Annotated in this window: 20 protein-coding genes; 12 read left to right on the top strand and 8 right to left on the bottom strand. The window is 61.6% G+C overall.

From position 1 onward, the window contains the following. Nucleotides 1–114: 114 nt before the first annotated feature. The 3 genes from F3J17_RS32260 to F3J17_RS32250 all read left to right on the top strand — a co-directional run bounded on the left by F3J17_RS32260 (nt 115) and on the right by F3J17_RS32250 (nt 3,317). On the top strand, nt 115–1,359 hold the full coding sequence (locus tag F3J17_RS32260) for a sugar ABC transporter substrate-binding protein (RefSeq protein ID WP_167069305.1): 1,245 nt from the start codon (nt 115–117) through the stop codon (nt 1,357–1,359). A 201-nt stretch (nt 1,360–1,560) separates the two neighbouring features. After that, nucleotides 1,561–2,475 (top strand): sugar ABC transporter permease, encoded by a 915-nt coding sequence (locus F3J17_RS32255; protein ID WP_167069303.1) that lies wholly within the window; start codon nt 1,561–1,563, stop codon nt 2,473–2,475. Beyond that, the gene (locus F3J17_RS32250) at nt 2,472–3,317 is read left to right on the top strand and encodes a carbohydrate ABC transporter permease (RefSeq protein WP_167069299.1); all 846 of its coding nucleotides are present in this window, start codon (nt 2,472–2,474) and stop codon (nt 3,315–3,317) included. The genes F3J17_RS32255 and F3J17_RS32250 overlap by 4 nt, the downstream gene beginning before the upstream one ends. Before the next feature lie 38 nt (nt 3,318–3,355). Here F3J17_RS32250 and F3J17_RS32245 read toward each other — a convergent pair whose 3' ends face one another. The 5 genes from F3J17_RS32245 to F3J17_RS32225 form a co-directional block, all read right to left on the bottom strand. Next, a complete protein-coding gene (locus F3J17_RS32245; protein ID WP_167069296.1) occupies nt 3,356–4,579 on the bottom strand; it encodes a patatin-like phospholipase family protein in 1,224 nt (407 codons plus the stop codon). After that, nucleotides 4,576–5,361: a 3-hydroxybutyrate dehydrogenase gene (locus tag F3J17_RS32240; protein ID WP_167069293.1), complete on the bottom strand. Its 786-nt coding sequence runs from the start codon at nt 5,359–5,361 to the stop codon at nt 4,576–4,578. Before F3J17_RS32240 ends, F3J17_RS32245 begins: the two co-directional genes overlap by 4 nt. A 17-nt stretch (nt 5,362–5,378) precedes the next feature. Continuing rightward, nucleotides 5,379–6,140 (bottom strand): acetoacetate decarboxylase, encoded by a 762-nt coding sequence (locus F3J17_RS32235; protein WP_167069290.1) that lies wholly within the window; start codon nt 6,138–6,140, stop codon nt 5,379–5,381. A gap of 292 nt (nt 6,141–6,432) precedes the next feature. Beyond that, complete coding sequence (locus F3J17_RS32230; RefSeq protein ID WP_167069287.1) at nt 6,433–6,648, bottom strand: glycine zipper 2TM domain-containing protein; 216 nt, start codon at nt 6,646–6,648, stop codon at nt 6,433–6,435. Between the two features lie 87 nt (nt 6,649–6,735). Further along, a complete protein-coding gene (locus tag F3J17_RS32225; protein WP_167069285.1) occupies nt 6,736–8,283 on the bottom strand; it encodes a DHA2 family efflux MFS transporter permease subunit in 1,548 nt (515 codons plus the stop codon). A 163-nt stretch (nt 8,284–8,446) separates the two neighbouring features. On the opposite strand from F3J17_RS32225, the gene F3J17_RS32220 reads away from it, so the two are divergent. Continuing rightward, a complete protein-coding gene (locus tag F3J17_RS32220; protein WP_167069283.1) occupies nt 8,447–8,890 on the top strand; it encodes a MarR family transcriptional regulator in 444 nt (147 codons plus the stop codon). A gap of 42 nt (nt 8,891–8,932) precedes the next feature. Here F3J17_RS32220 and speB read toward each other — a convergent pair whose 3' ends face one another. The 3 genes from speB to F3J17_RS32205 form a co-directional block, all read right to left on the bottom strand. Continuing rightward, complete coding sequence (gene speB / locus F3J17_RS32215; RefSeq protein WP_167069280.1) at nt 8,933–9,895, bottom strand: agmatinase; 963 nt, start codon at nt 9,893–9,895, stop codon at nt 8,933–8,935. 88 nt (nt 9,896–9,983) lie between these two features. Next, the gene (locus tag F3J17_RS32210; protein ID WP_167069278.1) at nt 9,984–11,474 is read right to left on the bottom strand and encodes an aldehyde dehydrogenase; all 1,491 of its coding nucleotides are present in this window, start codon (nt 11,472–11,474) and stop codon (nt 9,984–9,986) included. A 103-nt stretch (nt 11,475–11,577) separates the two neighbouring features. Beyond that, nucleotides 11,578–12,147, bottom strand: a complete 570-nt coding sequence (locus F3J17_RS32205; protein WP_167069275.1) for a cupin domain-containing protein — start codon at nt 12,145–12,147, stop codon at nt 11,578–11,580. Between the two features lie 439 nt (nt 12,148–12,586). On the opposite strand from F3J17_RS32205, the gene F3J17_RS36375 reads away from it, so the two are divergent. From F3J17_RS36375 to F3J17_RS32165, 8 genes are all read left to right on the top strand, one after another. After that, a complete protein-coding gene (locus tag F3J17_RS36375; protein ID WP_224013171.1) occupies nt 12,587–12,811 on the top strand; it encodes a hypothetical protein in 225 nt (74 codons plus the stop codon). Nucleotides 12,812–13,103: 292 nt separating this feature from the next. Further along, on the top strand, nt 13,104–13,910 hold the full coding sequence (locus F3J17_RS32195) for a gamma-glutamyl-gamma-aminobutyrate hydrolase family protein (protein WP_167069273.1): 807 nt from the start codon (nt 13,104–13,106) through the stop codon (nt 13,908–13,910). A gap of 31 nt (nt 13,911–13,941) precedes the next feature. Continuing rightward, nucleotides 13,942–15,276 carry a glutamine synthetase family protein gene (locus F3J17_RS32190; RefSeq protein ID WP_167069271.1) on the top strand — a complete coding sequence of 445 codons (1,335 nt, stop codon included), beginning with the start codon at nt 13,942–13,944 and terminating at the stop codon, nt 15,274–15,276. Nucleotides 15,277–15,295: 19 nt separating this feature from the next. Next, nucleotides 15,296–16,738 (top strand): aspartate aminotransferase family protein, encoded by a 1,443-nt coding sequence (locus F3J17_RS32185; protein ID WP_167069269.1) that lies wholly within the window; start codon nt 15,296–15,298, stop codon nt 16,736–16,738. A gap of 79 nt (nt 16,739–16,817) precedes the next feature. Next, nucleotides 16,818–17,939 (top strand): polyamine ABC transporter substrate-binding protein, encoded by a 1,122-nt coding sequence (locus tag F3J17_RS32180; protein WP_167069267.1) that lies wholly within the window; start codon nt 16,818–16,820, stop codon nt 17,937–17,939. A gap of 308 nt (nt 17,940–18,247) precedes the next feature. Then, nucleotides 18,248–19,399 (top strand): polyamine ABC transporter ATP-binding protein, encoded by a 1,152-nt coding sequence (potA, locus tag F3J17_RS32175; RefSeq protein ID WP_167069265.1) that lies wholly within the window; start codon nt 18,248–18,250, stop codon nt 19,397–19,399. A 16-nt stretch (nt 19,400–19,415) separates the two neighbouring features. Next, nucleotides 19,416–20,378, top strand: coding sequence for an ABC transporter permease subunit (locus F3J17_RS32170; protein ID WP_167069263.1), 963 nt, complete (start codon nt 19,416–19,418; stop codon nt 20,376–20,378). Further along, nucleotides 20,375–21,286, top strand: coding sequence for an ABC transporter permease subunit (locus F3J17_RS32165; RefSeq protein ID WP_167069261.1), 912 nt, complete (start codon nt 20,375–20,377; stop codon nt 21,284–21,286). The genes F3J17_RS32170 and F3J17_RS32165 overlap by 4 nt, the downstream gene beginning before the upstream one ends. Nucleotides 21,287–21,455 lie beyond the last annotated feature (169 nt).

Here is a 21,455-nt window from a genome sequence, read left to right as displayed (position 1 = left end):
ATTCAGGAGCAGAAAACAATATCGCGTTTCCCAGGTGACAACGCTTTTTTCATCCTGTAGGATTTTTTCAAACAACGCAAGGCCAGCCAGATAACCACGTTAGGAGAGACAGAAATGGCGTTTAAGGCACGTGCATCCACCACGCTCGGCAAGCTTGCCGTCGCATTGGCCGTAGGTATGACTACGGCAGGCATCACCGTCGCGGCGCATGCCGATACGGTCCGCGTGACCGTCGCCCACTACAGCGACGCAACGGCCCCGTACTTCGAGAAAATGGCCAAGCAGTTCGAAGCCGCCAACCCCGGCACGACCATCAAGATCGAAGACGTGAACTGGGATTCGCTGCAGCAGAAACTGCAGACGGATATCTCGGGCGGCGCCAATGCCGACCTCGCGATCATTGGCACGCGCTGGCTGCTGGACTTCGTGAAGGACGACATCGCCGAGCCGCTCGATCCCTATATGGACGCCAATTTCAAGGGCCGCTTCATTGGTCCGTTCCTGGCGCCGGGTGAAATCAACGGCAAGATCTACGGTCTGCCGATCGCCGCTTCGGCGCGCGCGCTCTACTACAACAAGGACATGCTCGCCTCGGTGGGTTATCCGAACGGCCCGAAGACGTGGAATGACGTGATCGACGCGTCGAAGAAGCTCAAGGCCAAGGGCATCGCCGGTTTCGGCCTGCAAGGCAAGGAAATCGAAACCGACGTGTATTTCTACTACGCGCTGTGGACCAATGGCGGCGACGTGGTGGGCAAGGACAACAAGGCCGCGTTCAATTCGGCCGCCGGCGTGAAGGCCGCCACGCTCTACAAACAGCTGATCGACGAAGGCCTCACGGAACCGGGCGTCACCGGCTACAGCCGCGAAGACGTGCAGAACCTCTTCAAGCAGGGCCGTGTGGCGATGATGATCTCCGCGCCGTTCCTCGCCAAGCAGTTGAAGAAGGAAGCGCCGAACATCAAGTACGGCATCGATCCGATCCCGGTCGCCACGACGCCCGCGACCTACGCGGTCACGGACTCGATCATGATGTTCAAGAACTCGAAGGTGAAGAAGAGCGCCTGGAAGTTCCTCGACTTCCTGTTCACGAAGCAGCCGCGCGTGGAGTTCACCAGCACGGAAGGCTTCCTGCCGACGACCAAGGCTGAAGCCACCGACCCGGCGTTCCAGGACCCGGATACCAAGGCTTTCGTCGCCCTGCTGCCGCACGCGAAATTCGCGCCGACGGTGACGGGCTGGGAAGACACCGCCAAGGCCGTAACCAATGCGATGCAGTCGATCTACCTCGGCAAGGCCAAGCCCGCCGATGCGCTGAACCAGGCCGCGACCGAAGCCAACAAGTCGCTCGGCAAGTAACGCAGCCGCCGCAAGACATCGCGGCTTGAACCGGCGCGTGGCGTAGCATGGCGCTTTGCCACGCGCCGGTTGTTCGATCGACGGCCTGCGACTGCTGCACCTGATCGCAAGCAACACCGGACGCATCACGATATGACTACGGGTCCCCTGAAGCAGACGCCGCCAGGCGTTGCGAACGACCTCCCACGCGCAGGCAAACGCATGAGCCGTCCCAATCGCGCCGAGCGCAACATCGCCCTACCCCGCGCCCCCTGGCTGCTGATCGTGCCGAGCCTGGCGCTCGCCCTGTTCATCATCAGCTACCCGATCTTCAACATCGTCTGGCAGTCGCTGCACGATGTATCGCGCTTTGGCCAGATCCGCGACTTCAGCGGGCTGCAGAACTTCTACAACGTATTCGGCGACCCGGTCTTTCTGAGCGCGCTGAAGAACACCATCATCTGGACCTTCTGCGTCGTGGTGGGCACCGTGGCGATTTCCGTGCCCGTTTCGCTGGTGCTTAATCAGGACTTCTATGGGCGCGGCGTCGCACGTACGATCGTCATGCTGCCGTGGTCGGTGTCGCTCACGATGACTGCCGTGGTGTGGCGCTGGGCGTTCAACGACGACTACGGCATGGTCAACGTCACGCTGCAGAAGCTCGGTCTGATCGCCGGGCCGATCCACTGGCTCGCCACGCCCGAGTACGCGTTTCCGGTAGAGATTGCCGTGGGCATTCTGGTGTCGATTCCATTCACCACCACGATCTTCCTGGGCGGCCTTTCTTCGGTGCCCGGCGACATCTACGAAGCCGCGCGCATCGACGGCGCAAGCGCGTGGCAGCAGTTCCGCCAGCTCACGCTGCCACTGCTCAAGCCGTTCATCAACATGGCGATCCTGCTGAACGTGATCTACGTGTTCAACTCGTTCCCGATCATCTGGGTGATGACGCAAGGCGGCCCGGACGACAGCACGCACATCCTCGTCACCTATCTCTACGAACTCGGCTTCCGGCTGGGACGGCCAGGCGAAGCGGCGGCCGTCTCGCTCATCATGCTGGTGATCCTGTTCGCGTTTTCCGTCGCCTATCTGCGCGTGCAGGCGAAACGCGGCGGCGCAGAAGGAGACCTCGCATGAACCGCAAGCTCAAACGCTCGCTCTGTTGCTGGCTCGCGCTTTCGCCGCTGGTTGTCGCCGTGCTGTTCCCGTTCGCGGTGATGTTCTTCACCTCGTTCAAACCGGCCAACGAAGTGTTTGTCTATCCGGCGCGCTGGTTGCCGCAGCATTGGCGCTGGGAAAATTACGTCGATATGTGGCAGGCCGCGAACTTCGGCGTGGCGCTGCGCAACAGCATCGTCATTTCGTTCCTGTCGACGGCACTCGCGCTTGCCGTGAGCTTGCCCGCCGCGTATGCACTCGCGCGCTTTCCGTTTCGCGGACGCGGCGTGTACCGCCAGTTCCTGCTGGTCACGCAGATGCTCTCGCCGATTCTGCTGGTAGTGGGGCTATTCCGCCTCGCCGCGATGATTCCGTATGGCGACAGCAATCTCGTCGATTCGAAGATCGGCGTGATCGTCTCGTATGCGGCGTTCAATATCGCCTTCGCCGTGTGGATGCTGTCGTCGTATTTCCAGACCGTGCCGCGCGATCTGGAGGAATCCGCGTGGCTGGAAGGATGCAGTCGCACGGGGGCTGTTTTCCGCGTGTTCCTGCCGCTCGCGATCCCCGCCGTGGTGGTGACCGCCATCTTCACCTTCATCAGCGCGTGGAATGAATTCGCCGTGGTCTACACGCTCATCCGCTCGCCCGAGAACAAGACGCTGACGGTCCAGGTCACCGACATGGTGGCCGGCAAGTACACCGTCGAATGGGAACTGGTGATGGCGGCGACGCTCGCGGCCACGCTACCGGTTTCGGTGGTGTTCGCGTGGCTGCAGCGCTATATGGTGAAGGGGCTCGCGCTGGGCGCGGTGAAATAAGTCGAGGGTCAACGGGCTTCGCACCCGTCGACCGCGTTTCACACGTCGCGACGATGAATATCGTGCGTGACGAAGCCAGTCTGGTTGGTTGGCAAATCGAGCCAGCCGTCCTGGCCCAGGGTCTGGCGTATATCGGTCAGGCCCGCCTCCCAGTGACTGCGCATGGTGGTGTGGCCAAACTGATAATCCTTGTCGCCGCGCTCGAACTTCTGCTGCTGATAGATCAGTTGCAGCACGTTATAGCGCTTGCTGCACGAAAGATCCTGCGCAAGCCTGCAAAGCCGGTCGCTTTCGAGTGTCGCCTTGGGCACGCGCTCCAGCAGCTCGCGCAGCAGATTGCGGTAGCGTTGCTCGCGCTGGAGCATGTCGGTCACAAGACGCGTGCGGCTGGAATACTGGATGTCCTTCACGCGCGTGGTGACGTTCTCCATGGTCTCGGGCACCGGCCCGCGCGCCGACCATAGATCTACCTGAAACACCAGCGTATCCCGGCGCGGCGCCGCGCCCAGCACCTGCTGCAAGGGCGTATTCGACACCACGCCGCCATCCCAGTAGAACTCCCCGTCGATCTCGACCGGCGCGAAGCCCGGCGGCAGCGCTCCCGATGCGATGAAATGCTCTGGGCGCAGCGTCGTATGCGTGTTGTCGAAGTAGGTGAAGTTGCCTGTAGCAACGTTCACTGCGCCCACCGAAACCCGCGTCGCGCCCGAATTGATACGGTCGAAATCGCAGAAGCGTTCGAGCGTCGCCTTGAGCGCCGTGGTGTCATACCAGCTCACGCGATCCGGAGCCTGCATCGCCCACGGCAACGGCGCAGGCACGCGCGGCGCGAAGAAGCCGTGCTGGCCCTGGGTTGCCGCGCTGGCCGCCTGAAATGCGGTGAGCATCGCGCGCGTGGCGTCCGAAACCGAGAACATCAGATGCTCGAACGGTGCGGGCAACGGTGGCGTGAATGCGGGCTTGCAGATGGTTTCCCAGAACGCGCGCATGCGCGACACGCGATGCTCAGGCGCGTTGCCTGCGATCAGCGCCGTATTGAGCGCGCCGATCGAGATACCCGCAACCCAGTCGAGCCGGATGCACGCTTCCTCCAGCCCTTCGAGCACGCCCGCCTGGTAGGCTCCTAACGCGCCGCCGCCCTGCAATACGAGCGCTACCGTCTCGTAGTCACCGCAACGGTCATGGTGTCGGCGCGTATCGGCGGCAGAGGCGCGCGCACGCTTCGCGGGCGTGGGCCGCACAGCGTTATCGCGCTCACTCATTGCATGAACCAGCCGTGGCTCACCACGAGTGATTGCCCCGTAAGCGCCGCGCTCGGGAACGCCGACAGGAACAGCACCGTCTGCGCGACGTCTTCGACCGTGGTGAACACGCCGTCCACCGTGCCGCCGAGCATGACCTTCTTGATCACTTCTTCTTCGGAAATGCCGAGTTCCTTGGCCTGTTCCGGAATCTGCTTGTCCACCAGCGGCGTGCGCACGAAACCCGGGCAAACCACATGCGAGCGCACATTGTGTTTGCCGCCTTCCTTGGCCAGCACGCGCGCGAGACCCAGTAGACCGTGCTTGGCCGTGACATACGCCGACTTCAGCGGTGACGCTTCATGCGAATGCACCGAGCCCATGTAGATCACCACGCCGCCGCGATCGTCCTTGTACATGTACTTGAGCGCAGCCTTGGTCGTGAGAAACGCGCCATCGACGTGAATCGCCTGCATTTTCTTCCAGTCGGCAAACGCATAGTTTTCGATGGGATTCACGATCTGGATGCCGGCGTTCGACACTAGAATGTCGATCGAGCCGAAGGTGGCGGCGACTTTATCGATGCCCTCGTTGACGGCTTCTTCGCTGGTCACGTCCATGGCGATGCCGATGGCTTTGCCGCCCGCATCGACGATGGCGTTCGCCACGCTCTGCGCGCCGTCGAGATTCAGGTCGGCGATGGCGACGGCCGCGCCTTCCGCCGCCAGCGTCAACGCGATCTGCTTGCCGATGCCGCTTGCTGCGCCCGTGACCACTGCCGTCTTGCCGGTGAGTTTTTTCATGGTGATGTGTTCCGTATTCATTGTGAAAGAGTGGTTTGCCGCGCTGACTTCGCGAGGTAGTCATGCACCACTTCGCCCAGACCGAGCGTGAGGTCCGCAATCAAATGACGCGCTTCGACGATTTCGAGCACCGGCAGATCGGCGACGGGGGCCAGCGCATGCGGCATCAGATGCAGTGCGGCCGGCCCGGTCCATGCGCCCTTGAGCTGAATATCGGTCAGGTAGTAGCGCACGAGTTCGCACACGCGCGGCGTGCCGTCCACGTGCGGCACGATCTTGAGCAGGTAGTTCGCGCCCGCGAGACGCCGGGTTTGTTCAGCCAGGTCGAGTTCGCGATGCTTGTAGCCCATCGTGCCGGTGGCCACGCGAACGGGACCGTAATCGAGCGTGCCAACCAGCGTGTCCGAGAACGGCGCGAGCTTCGGCGAGGCGAGCTTCTTCGGAAAGCCCCACAGTTCGCGGCCACCCGCGATCGGCGGGTGGTCGTCCAGATACATCGCATGCGTGTAGGTGCCGGGCTTGCCCTCATACGTAACCGGAATCACCTGGCCGCTTTCGGTGTAGTCGCCAAAACCGGTGGAATCCGGCATGCGGATGAACTCGTAACTCACAAGCGGCTCAGTCATTTCGAGCGGAGCGGGCACGATCTTGCGCAGTTTCTCGGGATCGGTGCGATAGGTGATGATCAGAAATTCGCGATTGACGAACTTGTACGGCCCCGGCGGAAACGCGGGATTGCTCAGGGGCATCGCAAATGCCTGGGACAGGATGTCTTGCATAAATAGCCTTGGCGAGATGGCGAATCCATTCCTTATCGTTCGGATTACGAATCGTAATGCGCGAACATTCGAAAACGAACGGACCGTGAAGTGGCTTTTGACGCTCGCGGGAACCGTGCGAGTCAGACGAGCGAAAAGTATAGATTCCCGATGTGGGACCGCACGCCGCTACTCAACCGATGTTTGAGTAGGGTTAAAGGAAGGGCAAGAATGAAAATCGGACGTCGGATCGTACAAGCGGCGCGTGACTGCACAACGCATTTGACGCGCCGCCTGGCTTGATTGGGCTGTTTTATTTACTGAGTTCGTGGCCGATCACACCGCCCGCCACTGCGCCGCCCACGGTGCCCACTGCGCTGCCGTCGGTCGCCTTGTTACCGACGTAGCCGCCTGCGGCCGCGCCGCCCAGCGTGCAGGCGCTCGCGCCCAGCGTTATCGCGACAATTGCACCGATGAAAACCGCGCGCGTAGCACCACGACCGGTCTTGCTGCTTTTGAGCCAGTTCATCGTCGTCTCTCCTGATCGATGGAATGGCTTACAGAGAGCAAACGGCGTGCCGTACACCCGGAGGACTTGTATGAAGAACCCGCGTTTTCAGTCCATCGCCGCGTGGCCCGCATCGACTGCGCCGCCGCCGCCCGAAGGCCGGATCAGCACCAGCAGCGGGATCACCAGCAGCGTGGCGACGAACATCATCTTGAAGTCGTTGAGATAGGCGATCATCGTGGCCTGCTGCGTGATGGCCTGGTTGAGCACGGCCAGATCGTAGCGCGAGCCGGTGGCAAGCATCGGTTGCATCATCGGATTGAACGGCGTGATGTGCGCGGCCAGATCCGAATGCGCGACCTGAGTGCCGCGCGTAACGAAGGTCTGCACAATCGAAATGCCGATACTGCTGCCGATATTGCGCATCAGGCTATAGGTGGCCGTGCCGTCCGCGCGCAATTGCGGTGTGAGCGTGGAAAAGGTGAGCGCGGAAAGCGGCACGAACACGAAGCCCAGGCCAAAGCCCTGCACCACGCCTGGCCAGACGATATCCGACACCGACAGCACGATGGTGTACTGCATCATCTGCCATAGCGCGTACGCCGATACGACGAAGCCGAACAGCAGCATGGCGCGCGCATCGACATGTTTGAGCATGCGCCCCGCGATCAGCATCGCGACCATCGTGCCCGCGCCCGAAGGCGCCGTGACCAGGCCCGTGGTGGCAACCGGGTAGCCCATGAGGTTCTGCAGCATCGGCGGCAACAGCGCGCGCGTGGCATAGAGCACCGCGCCGATCACGAAGATGAAGAACGTGCCGGTCGCGAAATTGCGGTCTTTCAGCAGTTGATAGCGAAAGAACGTGGTGGGCCCGGAGCTTGCCGTATGGACGATGAAGAACGCAAAGGCCAGCGCGGACACCAGCGCCTCGATGCGGATTTCGAGCGAGCCAAACCAGTCGAGTTGCTCCCCGCGATCGAGCAGCGCCTGCAATGCGCCAATGGCAAGCGCCAGCGTGGCGAAGCCAAACAGGTCGAAGCGCGCCTGGCCGCCCCGCGCGCGCGCCGGCATGAAGGTGGAGACACCGAAGAACGCGAAGGCGCCAATCGGCACGTTGATGAAAAACACCCAGCGCCAGTTGTAGCTGTCCGTGAGCCAGCCGCCGAGCGTCGGCCCGAGCACCGGACCCACCATCACGCCCATGCCCCAGACCGCCATCGCCTGTCCCTGGCGCTCGCGCGGATTGATGTCCAGCAGGATCGACTGCGAGAGCGGCACCAGCGACGCGCCAAATACGCCTTGCAGCAAGCGCGAAGCGACGATTTCCCCGAGTGTTTCCGATAATCCGCATAGCGCCGAGGCCACCGTGAAGCCCGCGATCGCCACGCCCAGCAACTGCTTCACGCCAAAGCGATCGGCGAGCCAGCCCGTGAGCGGCGTGGCGATGGCTGCCGCGACGATGTACGAGGTCAGCACCCAGGTGATTTCATCCTGCGACGCCGAAAGCGTGCCTTGCATATGCGGCAGCGCTACGTTGGCGATCGTGCTGTCGAGCGTCTGCATCAGCGTGGCGAGCATGATCGACAGCGTGATCATGCCGCGGTTCAGGGGCGCAGCTTCACGCTGCGCGGCCAGGCCTTGCGGGACTGCAGTCATCGTGGAATCGGACGAGGTTCGGGAACGCGGTTCGAAAAAATGATAAGCCTGCTTATTATACGAATCGCCCCTTTCTGCGCAATCGGAAAGAATCCCGACGTCGACCCGCATGCAGGCCGCATCCGCGGTGAGCAACCTGAAGGCCGCCGCTTATAATTGCGCCATGACTACCGACCTCGAAAAACGCTTCGGCTTCTTGATCGTCGACGTGGGCCGTCTCTATGGCAAGCGCTACGACGAACTGGCGAAGTCATCGCTCGAACTCACGCGCGCACAGTGCCGCATGCTCGCGTACCTCGACCACTACGGCCCCATCAATCAGGCGAGCCTTGCCGAGCGGCTCGAAGTCGCGCCAATTTCGGCTGGCAGGATGCTGGAACGTATGGAGGAAAGCGGCTGGGTCGTGCGCGAGCCCAATCCGGAAGATCGCCGCGAATGGCTCGTGAGCCTCACCGCCAAAGCTGCGGGCGTGCTGACGTCGGCACGCCGCGTGGGCGATGAAGTGCAGGACGAAGCCCTCGTGGGCTTTACGCCGGAAGAAGCCGAGCAGTTCGGCGAGATGCTTCAGCGCGTGCGCATCAATCTCGGACTGCTGGTCGAACGTTGAGCGCACGCCGTCGCCAACGCGGCGGCGTGGCTGCGGAATGCCTTATTGACCCGCGACCTTGCGCTGACGCCACAGGCACAGCAGATCGCAGGCGAGATGCGCAGCGGCCAGCGCCGTGATCTCGCTTTGATCGTAAGCGGGCGCGACTTCCACCACATCCGCGCCCACCAGATTCAGTGCTTCCAGCCCACGCACGATCGCCAGTGCCTGGGCGGACGACAGACCGCCCGCCACGGGCGTCCCGGTGCCCGGCGCAAACGCGGGATCCAGACAGTCGATATCGAAGGTCAGATACGCGGGCCTCTCACCCACGATTTCAAGGATGCGATCACGCGCCGCGCGCGGTCCATGCTCATGCACCCAGGCGGCGTCCAGCATATTGATGCCCAGAAAGTCGTCATTCCACGTGCGGATGCCCACCTGCACCGATGTCTTCGGATCGATCAGTCCTTCCTTGACGGCCTTGTAGAACATCGTGCCGTGATTGAGGCTGTCCGGGTGATCGTCGGGCCAGGTGTCGCAATGCGCGTCGAAGTGAATCAGCGAAAGCGGTTTGCCGTATTTTTCCGCGTGTGCGATCAGCAGCGGGTAGGTGATGAAATGATCGCCGCCGAAGGTGAGCATCTTCGCATTCGAGCGCAGGATGGTGCGCGCATGCTCGATGATCGCGGGCTTGATCGACAGCGGATTGTGGGCGTCGAACCAGCAATCGCCGTAGTCGGTCACGGCCAGCGTATCGAAAGGATTGAAGCCCCACGGGTACGGATGCAGTTCCGCCAGTTGCACGCTCGCTGCGCGAACTGCCGATGGCCCCAGTCGCGCGCCTGAGCGAAACGTCGTGGCAAGGTCGAGCGGTACGCCGCTGATCGCCACGTCCACGCCGTTCAGATCACGGGTGTAGTTGCGGCGCATGAACGACAGCACGCCCGCGTAGGTATTCTCGATGGAAGCGCCGTAGAGCGAGCCGCGACGGATCGCGCCGTCGCCGTGGATCGTGTCGTCCATGTGCATGATGTCTTTTGTATTGAGGGGATTGCGTGGCGGCGCACTTCTGCGCGGCGCCACGCGGGCGAATGGCTCGCCTGATCGTGATTTAACGCAGACGCACGAGCGTCGACTTCAGTTCGGTGTACTTCTCAAGTGCGTGCAGCGACTTGTCACGGCCATTGCCCGACTCCTTGAAGCCGCCGAACGGGAAGTTCATGTCGCCGCCTTCGTCGTAGCAATTGACCCAGACCGTGCCCGCACGCAGACGACGCGAGATTTCATGCGCGTTCGTGAGGTTAGACGTCCACACGGCAGCCGCCAGACCGTAATCGCTGTCATTGGCGATGCGCACCGCTTCGTCGATGGTGCTGAACGTGATGACTGACAGCACCGGTCCGAAGATTTCTTCGCGCGCGATGCGTGCGTCGTGATGCGTGTCGAACACCGTCGGCTCGACATAGAAGCCACCGGTCGCTTCGTTGACGCGCTCGCCGCCGAACAGCAGCTTCGAGTCCTTGCGCCCTGCTTCGATATAACCGAGCACGCGCTCCATCTGGATCTTGTCGACGATTGCGCCCATCGACACGTTCGGATCAAGAGGATTACCAGGTTTATACGCCTTCGCAGCTTCAACGAGCTTCGCAAGGAACACGTCCTTGATGTCGCGATGCACCAGCAGGCGCGAACCCGCCGTGCACATCTCGCCCATGTTGTAGAAGATCGCACCCGCCGCCGCGTTGGCCGCACGGTCCAGATCCGGACAATCCGGCAGCACGATGTTCGGCGACTTGCCGCCCAGTTCGAGCCAGACGCGCTTGAGGTTGGATTGGCCGGCGTACTGCATGATCTGCTTGCCGACGTTGGTCGAGCCGGTAAACGCGATGCAATCCACGTCGCGATGCAGGCCGAGCAGCTTGCCCGGTTCGCCGCCGCCGGGCAGCACGTTGAACACGCCCGCAGGAATGCCGGCTTCATGGGCGAGTTGCGCCACGCGAATGGCGGTGAGCGGCGATTTTTCCGAGGGCTTGAGCACCACGCTATTGCCCGCGGCCAGCGCCGGTCCGAACTTCCAGGAGGCCATCAGGATCGGGAAATTCCACGGCACGACGGCCGCCACCACGCCGATAGCCTCACGCGTGACGAGCCCAACCAGATGATGGTCGGCGGGCGCCACTTCTCCGCCGACCTTGTCGATGGCTTCCGCGAACCACTCGACGCAGTACGCCGCGCCGGGCACGTCGACTGAAGTCGTATCGCCGATGGGCTTGCCTGCGTCGAGCGTTTCAAGCAACGAGAGTTCGTCGAGGTGTTCGCGCATCAGCGCGGCCCAGCGCAGCAGAATGGCTTTGCGCGCGCGCGGATTGAGGCCCGCCCACACGCCATCGTTGAAGGCACGGCGCGCGGCCGCCACCGCTGCATCCACATCGGCAGCGCCGCAGTCCGCCACGTTCGCGAGTACGCGGCCGTCGATCGGGCTCACGCAATCGAAGGTGCGTCCCGAGTAGGCGTCGCGATACGCGCCGTCGATGAATGCGCGACCTTCGATCTTCAGCGTCGCGGCCTTGTCCTGCCAGTAAGCGAGAGTTTTCTTTTCCATCAGGATGCCTCAATGATTGACGATCCGCCCGGCGTGCCGAAGCAGCGGCAACAGGCGAACCGGATACGCGCGTTGATGAAACCTGCGAAGCGGGCGATGAAACCTAGAAGGTGGGCGGCGAATTCGCCGACACCACTTCGCAGACTTCGTTTGCGCTGGGATTGCGAAACCGGTGCGGGAAGCGGCTTTCGAAGTAATAGCTGTCGCCGGGGTCGAGCAGCCAGGTGGTGCCGTCCACGGTCAGTTCGATCTGGCCCGCCACCACCACGCCGCCTTCATGTCCCGCGTGCGAGAGCATTTCCGGGCCGGTGTCGGCGAGCGGTTGATACACCTCGCGCATGATGCCCATATTGCGGTCCTTCACATTAGCGCCCGCAAGGTAGAACTCGATGGAGGCGTTGCCGAGGTTCGGCATTTCGCCGCGCCGCGACACGATGCTCGCGCCCTCGTTGAGATCAAATGTGAAGAATTCCGCGAGGCTCATCGGAATACATTCGAGGAGCTTCTTGAGCGAACCCACCGAGGGACTGACACGACTTTGCTCGATAAGCGAAATCGCGCCATTCGTCACGCCCGCGCGCTTGGCCAGCTCGCGTTGCGACAGCCCATAGCGTTTGCGCACGTAGCGCAAACGCGTGGCAACTTCAGAGGAAACGGATACAGACTCGGACACGATTAAAGAACCGATTGAAGAACCGTTTGGGTCAGGAAACACACTGGAAGCGCACGCAGGATCCAGGCCGAAATGCAACACGGCGGTGCGGTGGCGTGTTGAATATTCTAATCAGTTTGTTTTTTTTTGCGTCAGTACTAACCCCTGTAAGTTATTCGAAATATAAAGACAGTGCAGGATATTTCGTACTGCGCGACGTTTGCGGGCGTCTTGGGGAAAGTGCTGACATAAAAAACGTAAAAAAATAATTGACGGCCTTTTTGGCTCGTATATGCTGAAACACAGGTCGATCGAACGATGAAAAGCGCATTACATTGCCCTGCAATACGCGATCAATGCTCAATACATCGAATGACACCTATGTGTCGATGCTGAAGAGCGCAGTTTCCATGCCGCGCATCGAAAAACAGTGATCAACAAACTCCAGTCGAGTGTAATTGTGAGAGTCCGTGGCCCTCTGGTGAGATGGGATCGAAGTCATGCGAGGTGTCTTCGCAGTGACTGCGCCGCCATCGCCGATGGCAGTAGCGGCAGGCTTGCCTCTCGTCCGCTCCTGTCAGTCTTCACAATCCTTTCCCGTCGGTCCGTCCGTCGCCATAACGCCGTCTCGGCACGCGCATTTATCGCGGTGCATACCGACGAAGTCGCGTCGCTGCTGCCCTAGCGCCTCTCCTTCCTGCGTTGTTCGTTTCAGCCGTCGATCGCGAGCGGGTGGTTTTGCTGCGCGCGCACGATGTGGATGCGCACGCCTGAACACCGTCGCGCCCCATAACGGCAGGAAACGAACTGCGTACATGATCTCCACGCGTAGCGCGATCCGTTAGCGCCGCTGCGCCCCGCACTTAAAGGTTTGCGGCCGTGTCTTCTGCACGGTTGCAAGGTCATGTCACGCCTGAAGCATCGCTAAAAACAGCCTGATTTGCGATGCAACGGGAAGAAGAAACAAGACGTTAGTCATGCGAACCAAACCATTGATTGGAGTTACCGCCGATCGCACCATGATGGGGCCGCACGCATCGCACGTAGCCGGTGAGAAGTACATCGCCGCTGCTGTCGATGGGTCGGATGGACTCGCGTTCGTGCTGCCCGCACTGGGTGAGCGGCAGGCTACGGCGGACATTCTGGACGCTGTGGACGGCCTGCTCTTTACAGGCAGCTATTCGAACGTGGAGCCGCACCGTTATGGCGGCCCGGCAAGCGCCGCTGGCACGCTGCACGATCCGGCGCGCGACGCCACGACGTTGCCGCTGCTGCGCGCGGCCATCGACGCAGGGGTGCCGGTACTGGCCATCTGCCGCGGCTTTCAGGAAATGAACGTGGTGTTCGGCGGCACGCTGCATCAGGAAGTACATGCGGTGGACGGCCTCAACGATCATCGTGAAAACAAGGCTGATCCGCTCGAAACGCAATATGGTCCCGCGCACACCATCGCGCTAACGGAAGGCGGTTTGCTGCAGAAGCTCGCAGGCGGCGCACGCGAAGCACGCGTGAATTCGCTGCACGGTCAGGGCATCGACACGCTCGGTCACGGACTCGTTGCGGACGCAACGGCTACGGACGGACTGGTCGAAGCCATCACCGTTGCGAACGCAAGCAGTTTTGCACTGGGCGTGCAATGGCACCCCGAGTGGCTGCACGCACAAAACGCCCTTTCCACCGCTATCTTCCGCGCCTTTGGCGACGCCTGCCGCGCCCGCATGCTTGCACGAATACAGGGCGGGGCCGCACGCCACCCCGCACGCGCGCATGCCGCGCAGGTCTGACGCCGGCCCACACAGAACAGAGAGAACGAAAATGCACGACATCGACGAATTCCTGAAGAAACATCACATCACCGAAATCGAAGCGATCATCCCGGATATGGCCGGCATCGCGCGCGGCAAGATCATTCCGCGCAGCAAGTTCGAATCGGGCGAATCCATGCGCCTGCCGCAGGCCGTGATGATCCAGACCGTCACCGGCGATTACCCGGAAGACGGCAGCCTCACGGGTGTCACCGACCCGGACATGGTCTGCGTGCCGGATGCTTCGACGATCCGCATCATTCCGTGGGCGACCGATCCGACCGCCCAGGTGATCCACGACTGCGTGCACTTCGACGGCTCGCCCGTTGAAATCTCGCCGCGCCGCGTGCTGCGCCGCGTGCTCGAACTCTACGAAGCGAAGGGCTGGAAGCCCATCATCGCGCCGGAACTGGAGTTCTATCTCGTCGATATGAACAAGGATCCGGATATTCCTCTCGCGCCGCCGATCGGCCGTACGGGTCGTCCGGAAACGGGCCGCCAGGCGTATTCGATCGAAGCGGTGAACGAGTTCGATCCGCTCTTCGAAGATATCTACGAGTACTGCGAAATTCAGGACCTCGAAGTCGACACGCTGATTCACGAAGTCGGCGCTGCGCAGATGGAAATCAACTTCATGCACGGCGAACCGCTGGGTCTGGCCGACCGCGTGTTCCTCTTCAAGCGCACCGTGCGCGAAGCCGCGCTGCGTCACCATATGTACGCCACCTTCATGGCGAAGCCGATGGAAAACGAGCCGGGTTCGGCCATGCACATCCACCAGAGCCTCGTCTCGGCGGAAAGCGGCCAGAACCTCTTCACCGGCGCGGACGGCAAGCCCACGGACATGTTCCATGCGTATATCGCGGGCCTGCAGAAATACACGCCGGCACTGATGCCGATCTTCGCACCGTACATCAATTCGTATCGCCGTCTGTCGCGCTTCATGGCCGCGCCGATCAACGTGGCCTGGGGTTACGACAACCGCACCGTGGGCTTCCGCGTGCCGTATTCGTCGCCGGCTGCGCGCCGCGTGGAGAACCGCATTCCGGGCGTGGACACGAACCCGTACCTCGCGATCGCCGCGACGCTGGCCGCCGGTTATCTGGGCATGACGCAGCACCTCAAGCCCACCGAGCCGCTGCTGAGCGACGGTTACGCGCTGCCTTACCAGCTGCCGCGCAATCTGGAGGAAGGCCTCACGCTGATGAGCGGTTGCGAGCCGCTCAACGACATCCTCGGCGAAAAGTTTGTGCGCGCCTATCTCGCGCTCAAGGAAACCGAATACGAAGCGTATTTCCGCGTGATCAGCTCGTGGGAACGCAAGCACCTGCTGCTGCACGTGTAATAGAAAGGAGACATTGAAAATGAGCTATCGGATCGACGCCCCCGCCAGCGCACTGCAGGAAGTGCCGACGACGTTGCGCGCGCAATCATCGCAAACCGCTCGCACCACGGCCGAATATCGCGCGCTCGACGCGGCGCATCACATCCATCCGTTCTCGGACATGGGGTCGCTCAACAAGAGCGGCAGCCGCGTGATCGTGAAGGCCAAGGGCGTGTACCTGTGGGACTCGGAAGGCAACCAGATCATCGACGGCATGGCCGGTCTGTGGTGCGTGAACGTGGGTTATGGCCGCAAGGAACTGGCCGACGCCGCGTACACGCAGATGCAGGAACTGCCGTACTACAACACCTTCTTCAAGACCACGCACCCGCCGGTGATCGAGCTTTCGGCCCTGCTCGCCGAGCTTTCGCCGGAGCCGTTCAACCACTTCTTCTATTGCAACAGCGGCTCGGAAGGTAACGACACGGTGCTGCGCATCGTGCATCAATACTGGCTCACGCAAGGCAAGCCGTCGAAGAAGGTCGTCATCTCGCGCAAGAACGGCTATCACGGTTCGACCATCGCGGGCGGCACGCTGGGCGGCATGGGCTATATGCACGAGCAGATGCCCTCGAAGGTCGAGAACATCGTTCACATCGACCAGCCGTACTTCTACGGCGAAGCCGAAGGCAACATGACGCCGGAGGAATTCGGCCTCGCGCGTGCGCAGCAGCTCGAAGCGAAGATCCTGGAAGTGGGCGCGGAGAACGTCGCCGCGTTTATCGGCGAGCCGTTCCAGGGCGCCGGCGGCGTGATCTTCCCGGCCTCGACCTACTGGCCGGAAATCCAGCGTATCTGCCGCAAGTACGACATCCTGCTGTGCGCAGACGAAGTGATCGGCGGCTTTGGCCGCACGGGCGAATGGTTCGCGCATCAGCACTTCGGTTTCGAGCCGGACCTCATCACGCTCGCCAAGGGCCTCACCAGCGGCTATGTGCCGATGGGCGCGGTCGGTCTGCATGACCGCGTGGCGAAGGTACTGATCGAGAACGGCGACTTTAATCACGGCCTCACGTATTCGGGCCATCCGGTTGCGGCCGCCGTTGCCGTGGCGAACCTCAAGCTGCTGCGCGACGAGAAGATCGTCGAGCGCGTGAAGACGGACACCGGTCCGTACTTCCAGCAACAGCTGCGCGAAACCTTCGCGAATCATCCGATCATCGGCGACATTTCGGGCGCGGGTCTCGTGGCCGGTCTGCAGCTCGCCGAAGATCCGAAGACGCGCAAGCGCTTCGCGAACGGCGGCGACGTGGGCACGATCTGCCGCGACTTCTGCTTCAACGGCAATCTCATCATGCGCGCCACGGGCGACCGCATGCTGCTCTCGCCGCCGCTCGTCATCACGCGCGGCGAGATCGACGAAATCGTGTCGAAGGCGAAAAAGGCCATCGACGCAACCGCGCAACAACTGGGACTTTCGTAACGCTGCAACTGTAAGGGCCGGCGGCGCACAACGGGGTGCGGGCGCCGCCCGCCGACCTTCATCATCTGGGGAAATCAACATGAGTGTCAGACATCTTCGTCATGCCGTCGCACTGGCCGCGCTTGCCGTCTGTGCGGGTCTCACGGCGACTTCGAGCCAGCCGGCTCGCGCCGCGGACGACGCACTGAACGTCTACAACTGGTCCGACTACATCGCGAAAGACACGATCCCGAACTTCGAAAAGCAGACGGGCGTTCACGTCAAGTACGACAACTACGATAGCGACGACACCTTGCAAGCCAAGCTGCTCGCAGGCAGCTCGGGTTACGATATCGTTGTGCCCACATCGAACTACATGGCCAAGCAGATCCAGGCCGGCGTGTACCAGAAGCTCGATAAATCCAAGCTCCCCAATCTTTCGAATCTCGACCCGCTGCTGATGCACATGATCGCCGACGCCGATCCGGGCAATCAGTACGGCGTGCCCTGGGCCTACGGCACCGACGGCGTGGGCTACAACCAGGAAGCCATCGAAAAGGCATTGGGCGCGAATGCACCGGTGGATAGCTGGTCGCTGATCTTCGATCCGCAATATCTCTCGAAGCTCAAGGGCTGCGGCGTGTCGTTCCTCGATCAGGCCGTCGACGCTTTCGCCGCCACGCTGCAATACATGGGCAAGAACCCCAACAGCACGAACCCGGCCGATTACCAGGCCGCTTTCGAAGTGCTGAAGAAAGTCCGCCCGTACATCACGCAGTTCAATTCGTCGGGCTACATCAACGACCTCGTGAATAACGACATCTGCGTCGCGTTCGCCTGGTCGGGCGACGTGGGCATCGCTCACCGCCGCGCCGAGGAAGCCAAGCGTTCGTATCACATCAAGTTCGCCAATCCGAAGGAAGGCGGCCTGCTGTGGTTCGACGTGATGGTGATTCCGAAGGATGCACCGCACCCCGAAGCCGCACTGAAGTGGATCAACTACATCGAAGATCCGAAGGTCAATGCCGCGATCACCAACGAGGTGTTCTATCCGACCGCGAACAAGGCCGCGCGCCAGTTCGTGACGCCGGCGGTGGCGCAGGACCAGACCGTCTACCCGGGCGACGAAGTGCTCAAGAAGATGACGCTGATGAAGCCGATGCCGGCCGACATCCTGCGCCTCGAAAACCGTTTGTGGTCGCAGTTGAAGACGGGCCACTAAGCCTCAACCCGGCGCTTCAAAGCCGTCGATGAACGGCTGGGCGCCGAAGGAGAAGGAAGGAGACAACGCGCGGATGAGGGATCGCTCGACCCCTCTCCGCCAGAAGTCCGCTGTTCGAAGTCCGGCTGAGCGCGCCGCTCCTGTGTAAAACGACGCGCCAGTCTCCAACGAGCTCCGTTCGCAGTACTGACCTCCGCGAGTCGCTTCGGCGCCCCGTGCGGGACGGCTCATGCCTGCGTTTCGGCAAACAGTCGATGCAGGCACGCTAGAACGGGCAGTGCCGCGATCAGAAAGGAACCAGTTACATCATGAATTCGACGTCCCAAGTCAACGCCTCCGAAGCCGCGCGCGCTGCCGCGACGGCCAGCTCCCGCGACGCTTTCGTACGCATCGAAAACGTCGTCAAAAAGTTCGGCGACAGCACCGCCGTGAACAACGTGAGCCTGAACATCGCGAAGAACGAGCTCTTCGCCCTGCTCGGCAGCTCGGGCTGCGGCAAGTCCACGCTGCTGCGCATGCTCGCGGGTCTCGAAACCGCCACTTCCGGCAAGATTTATGTCGATGGTGAAGACCTCGCCTCGCTGCCGCCGTATCGCCGCCCGGTCAACATGATGTTCCAGTCGTACGCGCTCTTTCCGCATATGAGCGTGGAAACCAACGTCGCCTTCGGCCTCAAGCAGGAAGGCGTGCCGAAGAACGAAATCAAGGAACGCGTGGCCGATGCGCTCAATCTCGTGCAGATGAGCCGCTACGCCAAGCGCAAACCGCATCAGCTTTCCGGCGGCCAGCAGCAGCGCGTGGCGCTCGCACGTTCGCTGGTCAAGCGCCCCAAACTCCTGCTGCTCGACGAGCCGATGTCGGCGCTCGATAAAAAGATCCGCCAGAAGACGCAGCTCGAACTCGTGAACATCATCGAAAAGGTCGATGTCACCTGCGTGATGGTCACGCACGACCAGGAAGAGGCGATGACGATGGCCAATCGCCTCGCCGTCATGAGCGAAGGCCGCATCGTGCAGATCGGCTCGCCCAGCGAAGTCTACGAATTCCCCAACAGCCGTTTCTCCGCCGAATTCATCGGCTCGACCAACCTGTTCGAAGGCAAGGTCGTGGAGGACGAACCCGATCACATCTTCGTCGAAAGCGAGGATCTGGAAACGCGCATGTACGTGAGCCACGGTGTGACCGGGCCGCTGGGCATGCCGGTGGGTATTTCGGTGCGCCCCGAACGCGTGCGCGTGACGCGCGAGAAGCCGGGCACCGCCAACAACTGGGCGCGCGGCGTGGTCACGGATGTGGCCTACATGGGCAGCTATTCGCTCTATCACGTGCGTCTGCCGGGCGGCAAGGTGGTGGTCTCGAACCTGTCCAGCTCGCACCTGATGAACGAAGGCACGCCGGCCTGGAACGACGACGTCTATGTGTCGTGGTCGCCGTCCAGCGGCGTCGTGCTCACGGCCTGATGAGGAGGATGCCTAAATGAGTTCCGTTCCCTCTACTTCCGCCGCGCCGCGTGGCGCGGTCAAGCGCGGTGCGCTGGGGCGCTTCTTCTCGCGCTTCGTGCCCTCGGGCCGCACCACCGTGATCGGTGTGCCGTTCATCTGGCTGGCGCTGTTCTTCGCCCTGCCCTTCGTGCTGGTGCTCAAGATCAGCTTCGCCGATCAGGTCATGGGCATTCCGCCCTATTCGAACCTGGTCGAGATGAAGGACGGCATGGTCCATCTCGCGCTGCAGCTTTCGCACTACGCGTTCCTGCTGCAGGACAGCCTCTATATCGCCACCTATATCAGCTCGCTGAAGATGGCGGCGGTATCGACGTTCTTCTGTCTGCTGATTGGCTACCCCATCGCCTATTACATCGCGCGCTCCAATCCGGCCACGCGCAATGTGCTGATGATGGCGGTCATGCTGCCGTTCTGGACGTCGTTTCTGATCCGCGTCTATGCGTGGATCGGCATTCTCAAGGACGACGGCCTGCTCAATCACGCGCTCATGGCCATCGGCCTGATTCATTCGCCGCTGCGTCTCTATCACAGCGATGCAGGCGTCTATATCGGCATGGTCTATTCGTATCTGCCGTTCATGGTGATGCCGCTTTACGCGCACCTCTGCAAGATGGATCTCACGCTGCTCGAAGCCGCGTATGACCTGGGCGCGAAGCCGTGGGTGGCGTTCACGAAGATCACGCTGCCGCTTTCGAAGAACGGGATTATCGCGGGCAGCCTGCTGGTATTCATTCCGGCGGTGGGCGAATACGTGATCCCCGAACTGCTCGGCGGCGCGGACACGCTCATGATCGGCCGCGTCATGTGGGACGAGTTCTTCAACAACATGGACTGGCCGATGGCCTCGGCTGTCACCGTCGCGATGGTGTTGCTGCTGCTCGTGCCGATGGCAGTCTTTCAGTACTACCAGGTCAAGGAACTGGAGGAAAGCAAATGATCAAGCCCAATCGCGCGATTTCCACCAGCGTCCTCACGCTTGGTTTTCTGTTTCTCTATATCCCGATTATCAGCCTCGTTGTCTATTCGTTTAACGAGTCGAAACTGGTGACGGTGTGGTCGGGCTTCTCGCTCAAGTGGTACGCGGCGCTGCTGCAGGACGATGAGCTTCTTTCTGCGGCGTGGCTGTCGCTGAAGATCGGTCTGATGACGGCGTTTGCGTCGGTGGTGATCGGGACGTGGGCCGGTTTCGTGCTGGCACGCATGGGTCGCTTTCGCGGTTTCACGCTCTACACCGGCATGATCAATGCCCCGCTTGTGATTCCTGAAGTCATCCAGGGTATCTCGCTGCTGCTGCTTTTCGTGGCGCTCCAGCAGATGATTGGCTGGCCGGCAGGACGCGGCATCCTCACGATCTGGATCGGCCACGTGATGCTGTGCGTGTCGTACGTCGCGATCATCGTGCAGTCGCGTGTGAAGGAGATGAACAAGTCGCTTGAAGAAGCGGCGCTCGATCTGGGCGCCACGCCGCTGAAGGTGTTCTTCGTCATCACCTTGCCGCTGATCTCGCAGGCGCTGCTCTCCGGCTGGCTACTCTCGTTCACGCTCTCGATCGACGATCTGGTGCTTTCCGCGTTCCTCTCGGGCCCCGGCTCGACGACGCTGCCGCTGGTGGTGTTCTCGCGTGTGCGTCTGGGTCTGAACCCCGAGATGAATGCGCTGGCGACGCTCTTTATCAGCGCCGTGACGATTGGTGTGATCGCCGTGAACCAGCTGATGAGCGCACGTGAAAAGAAGCGCATGCGCGATATGCAGATGGCCTTCATCCAGCCCGACCCCGCTGAAACCGCTACGGCAGGCACGCCGCCTGGCGCAGTGGGTTCGCCGATTGGACGGCGCGCTGCGTAAATCAGGTGCGAAGTAATTCCCGTCGTGCGTTTGAGAGAACGCGCGACGGATAAAAACGGCCACCAGAAAAACCCGCAATAAAAGAATTAAACGTCGAAACGCCTGCAATAACGACCCATAAGGAGAATGTCGATGAAGAAGAAGTTAATCTGTCTGCTGGTGGCCGGGG

The sequence above is a fragment of the Burkholderia sp. Ax-1719 genome, from assembly GCF_011753055.1.
Lineage (GTDB): Bacteria > Pseudomonadota > Gammaproteobacteria > Burkholderiales > Burkholderiaceae > Paraburkholderia.
The sequence above is the reverse complement of the archived record's forward strand: the minus strand, read 5'-3'. Positions and strand labels throughout refer to the sequence as shown.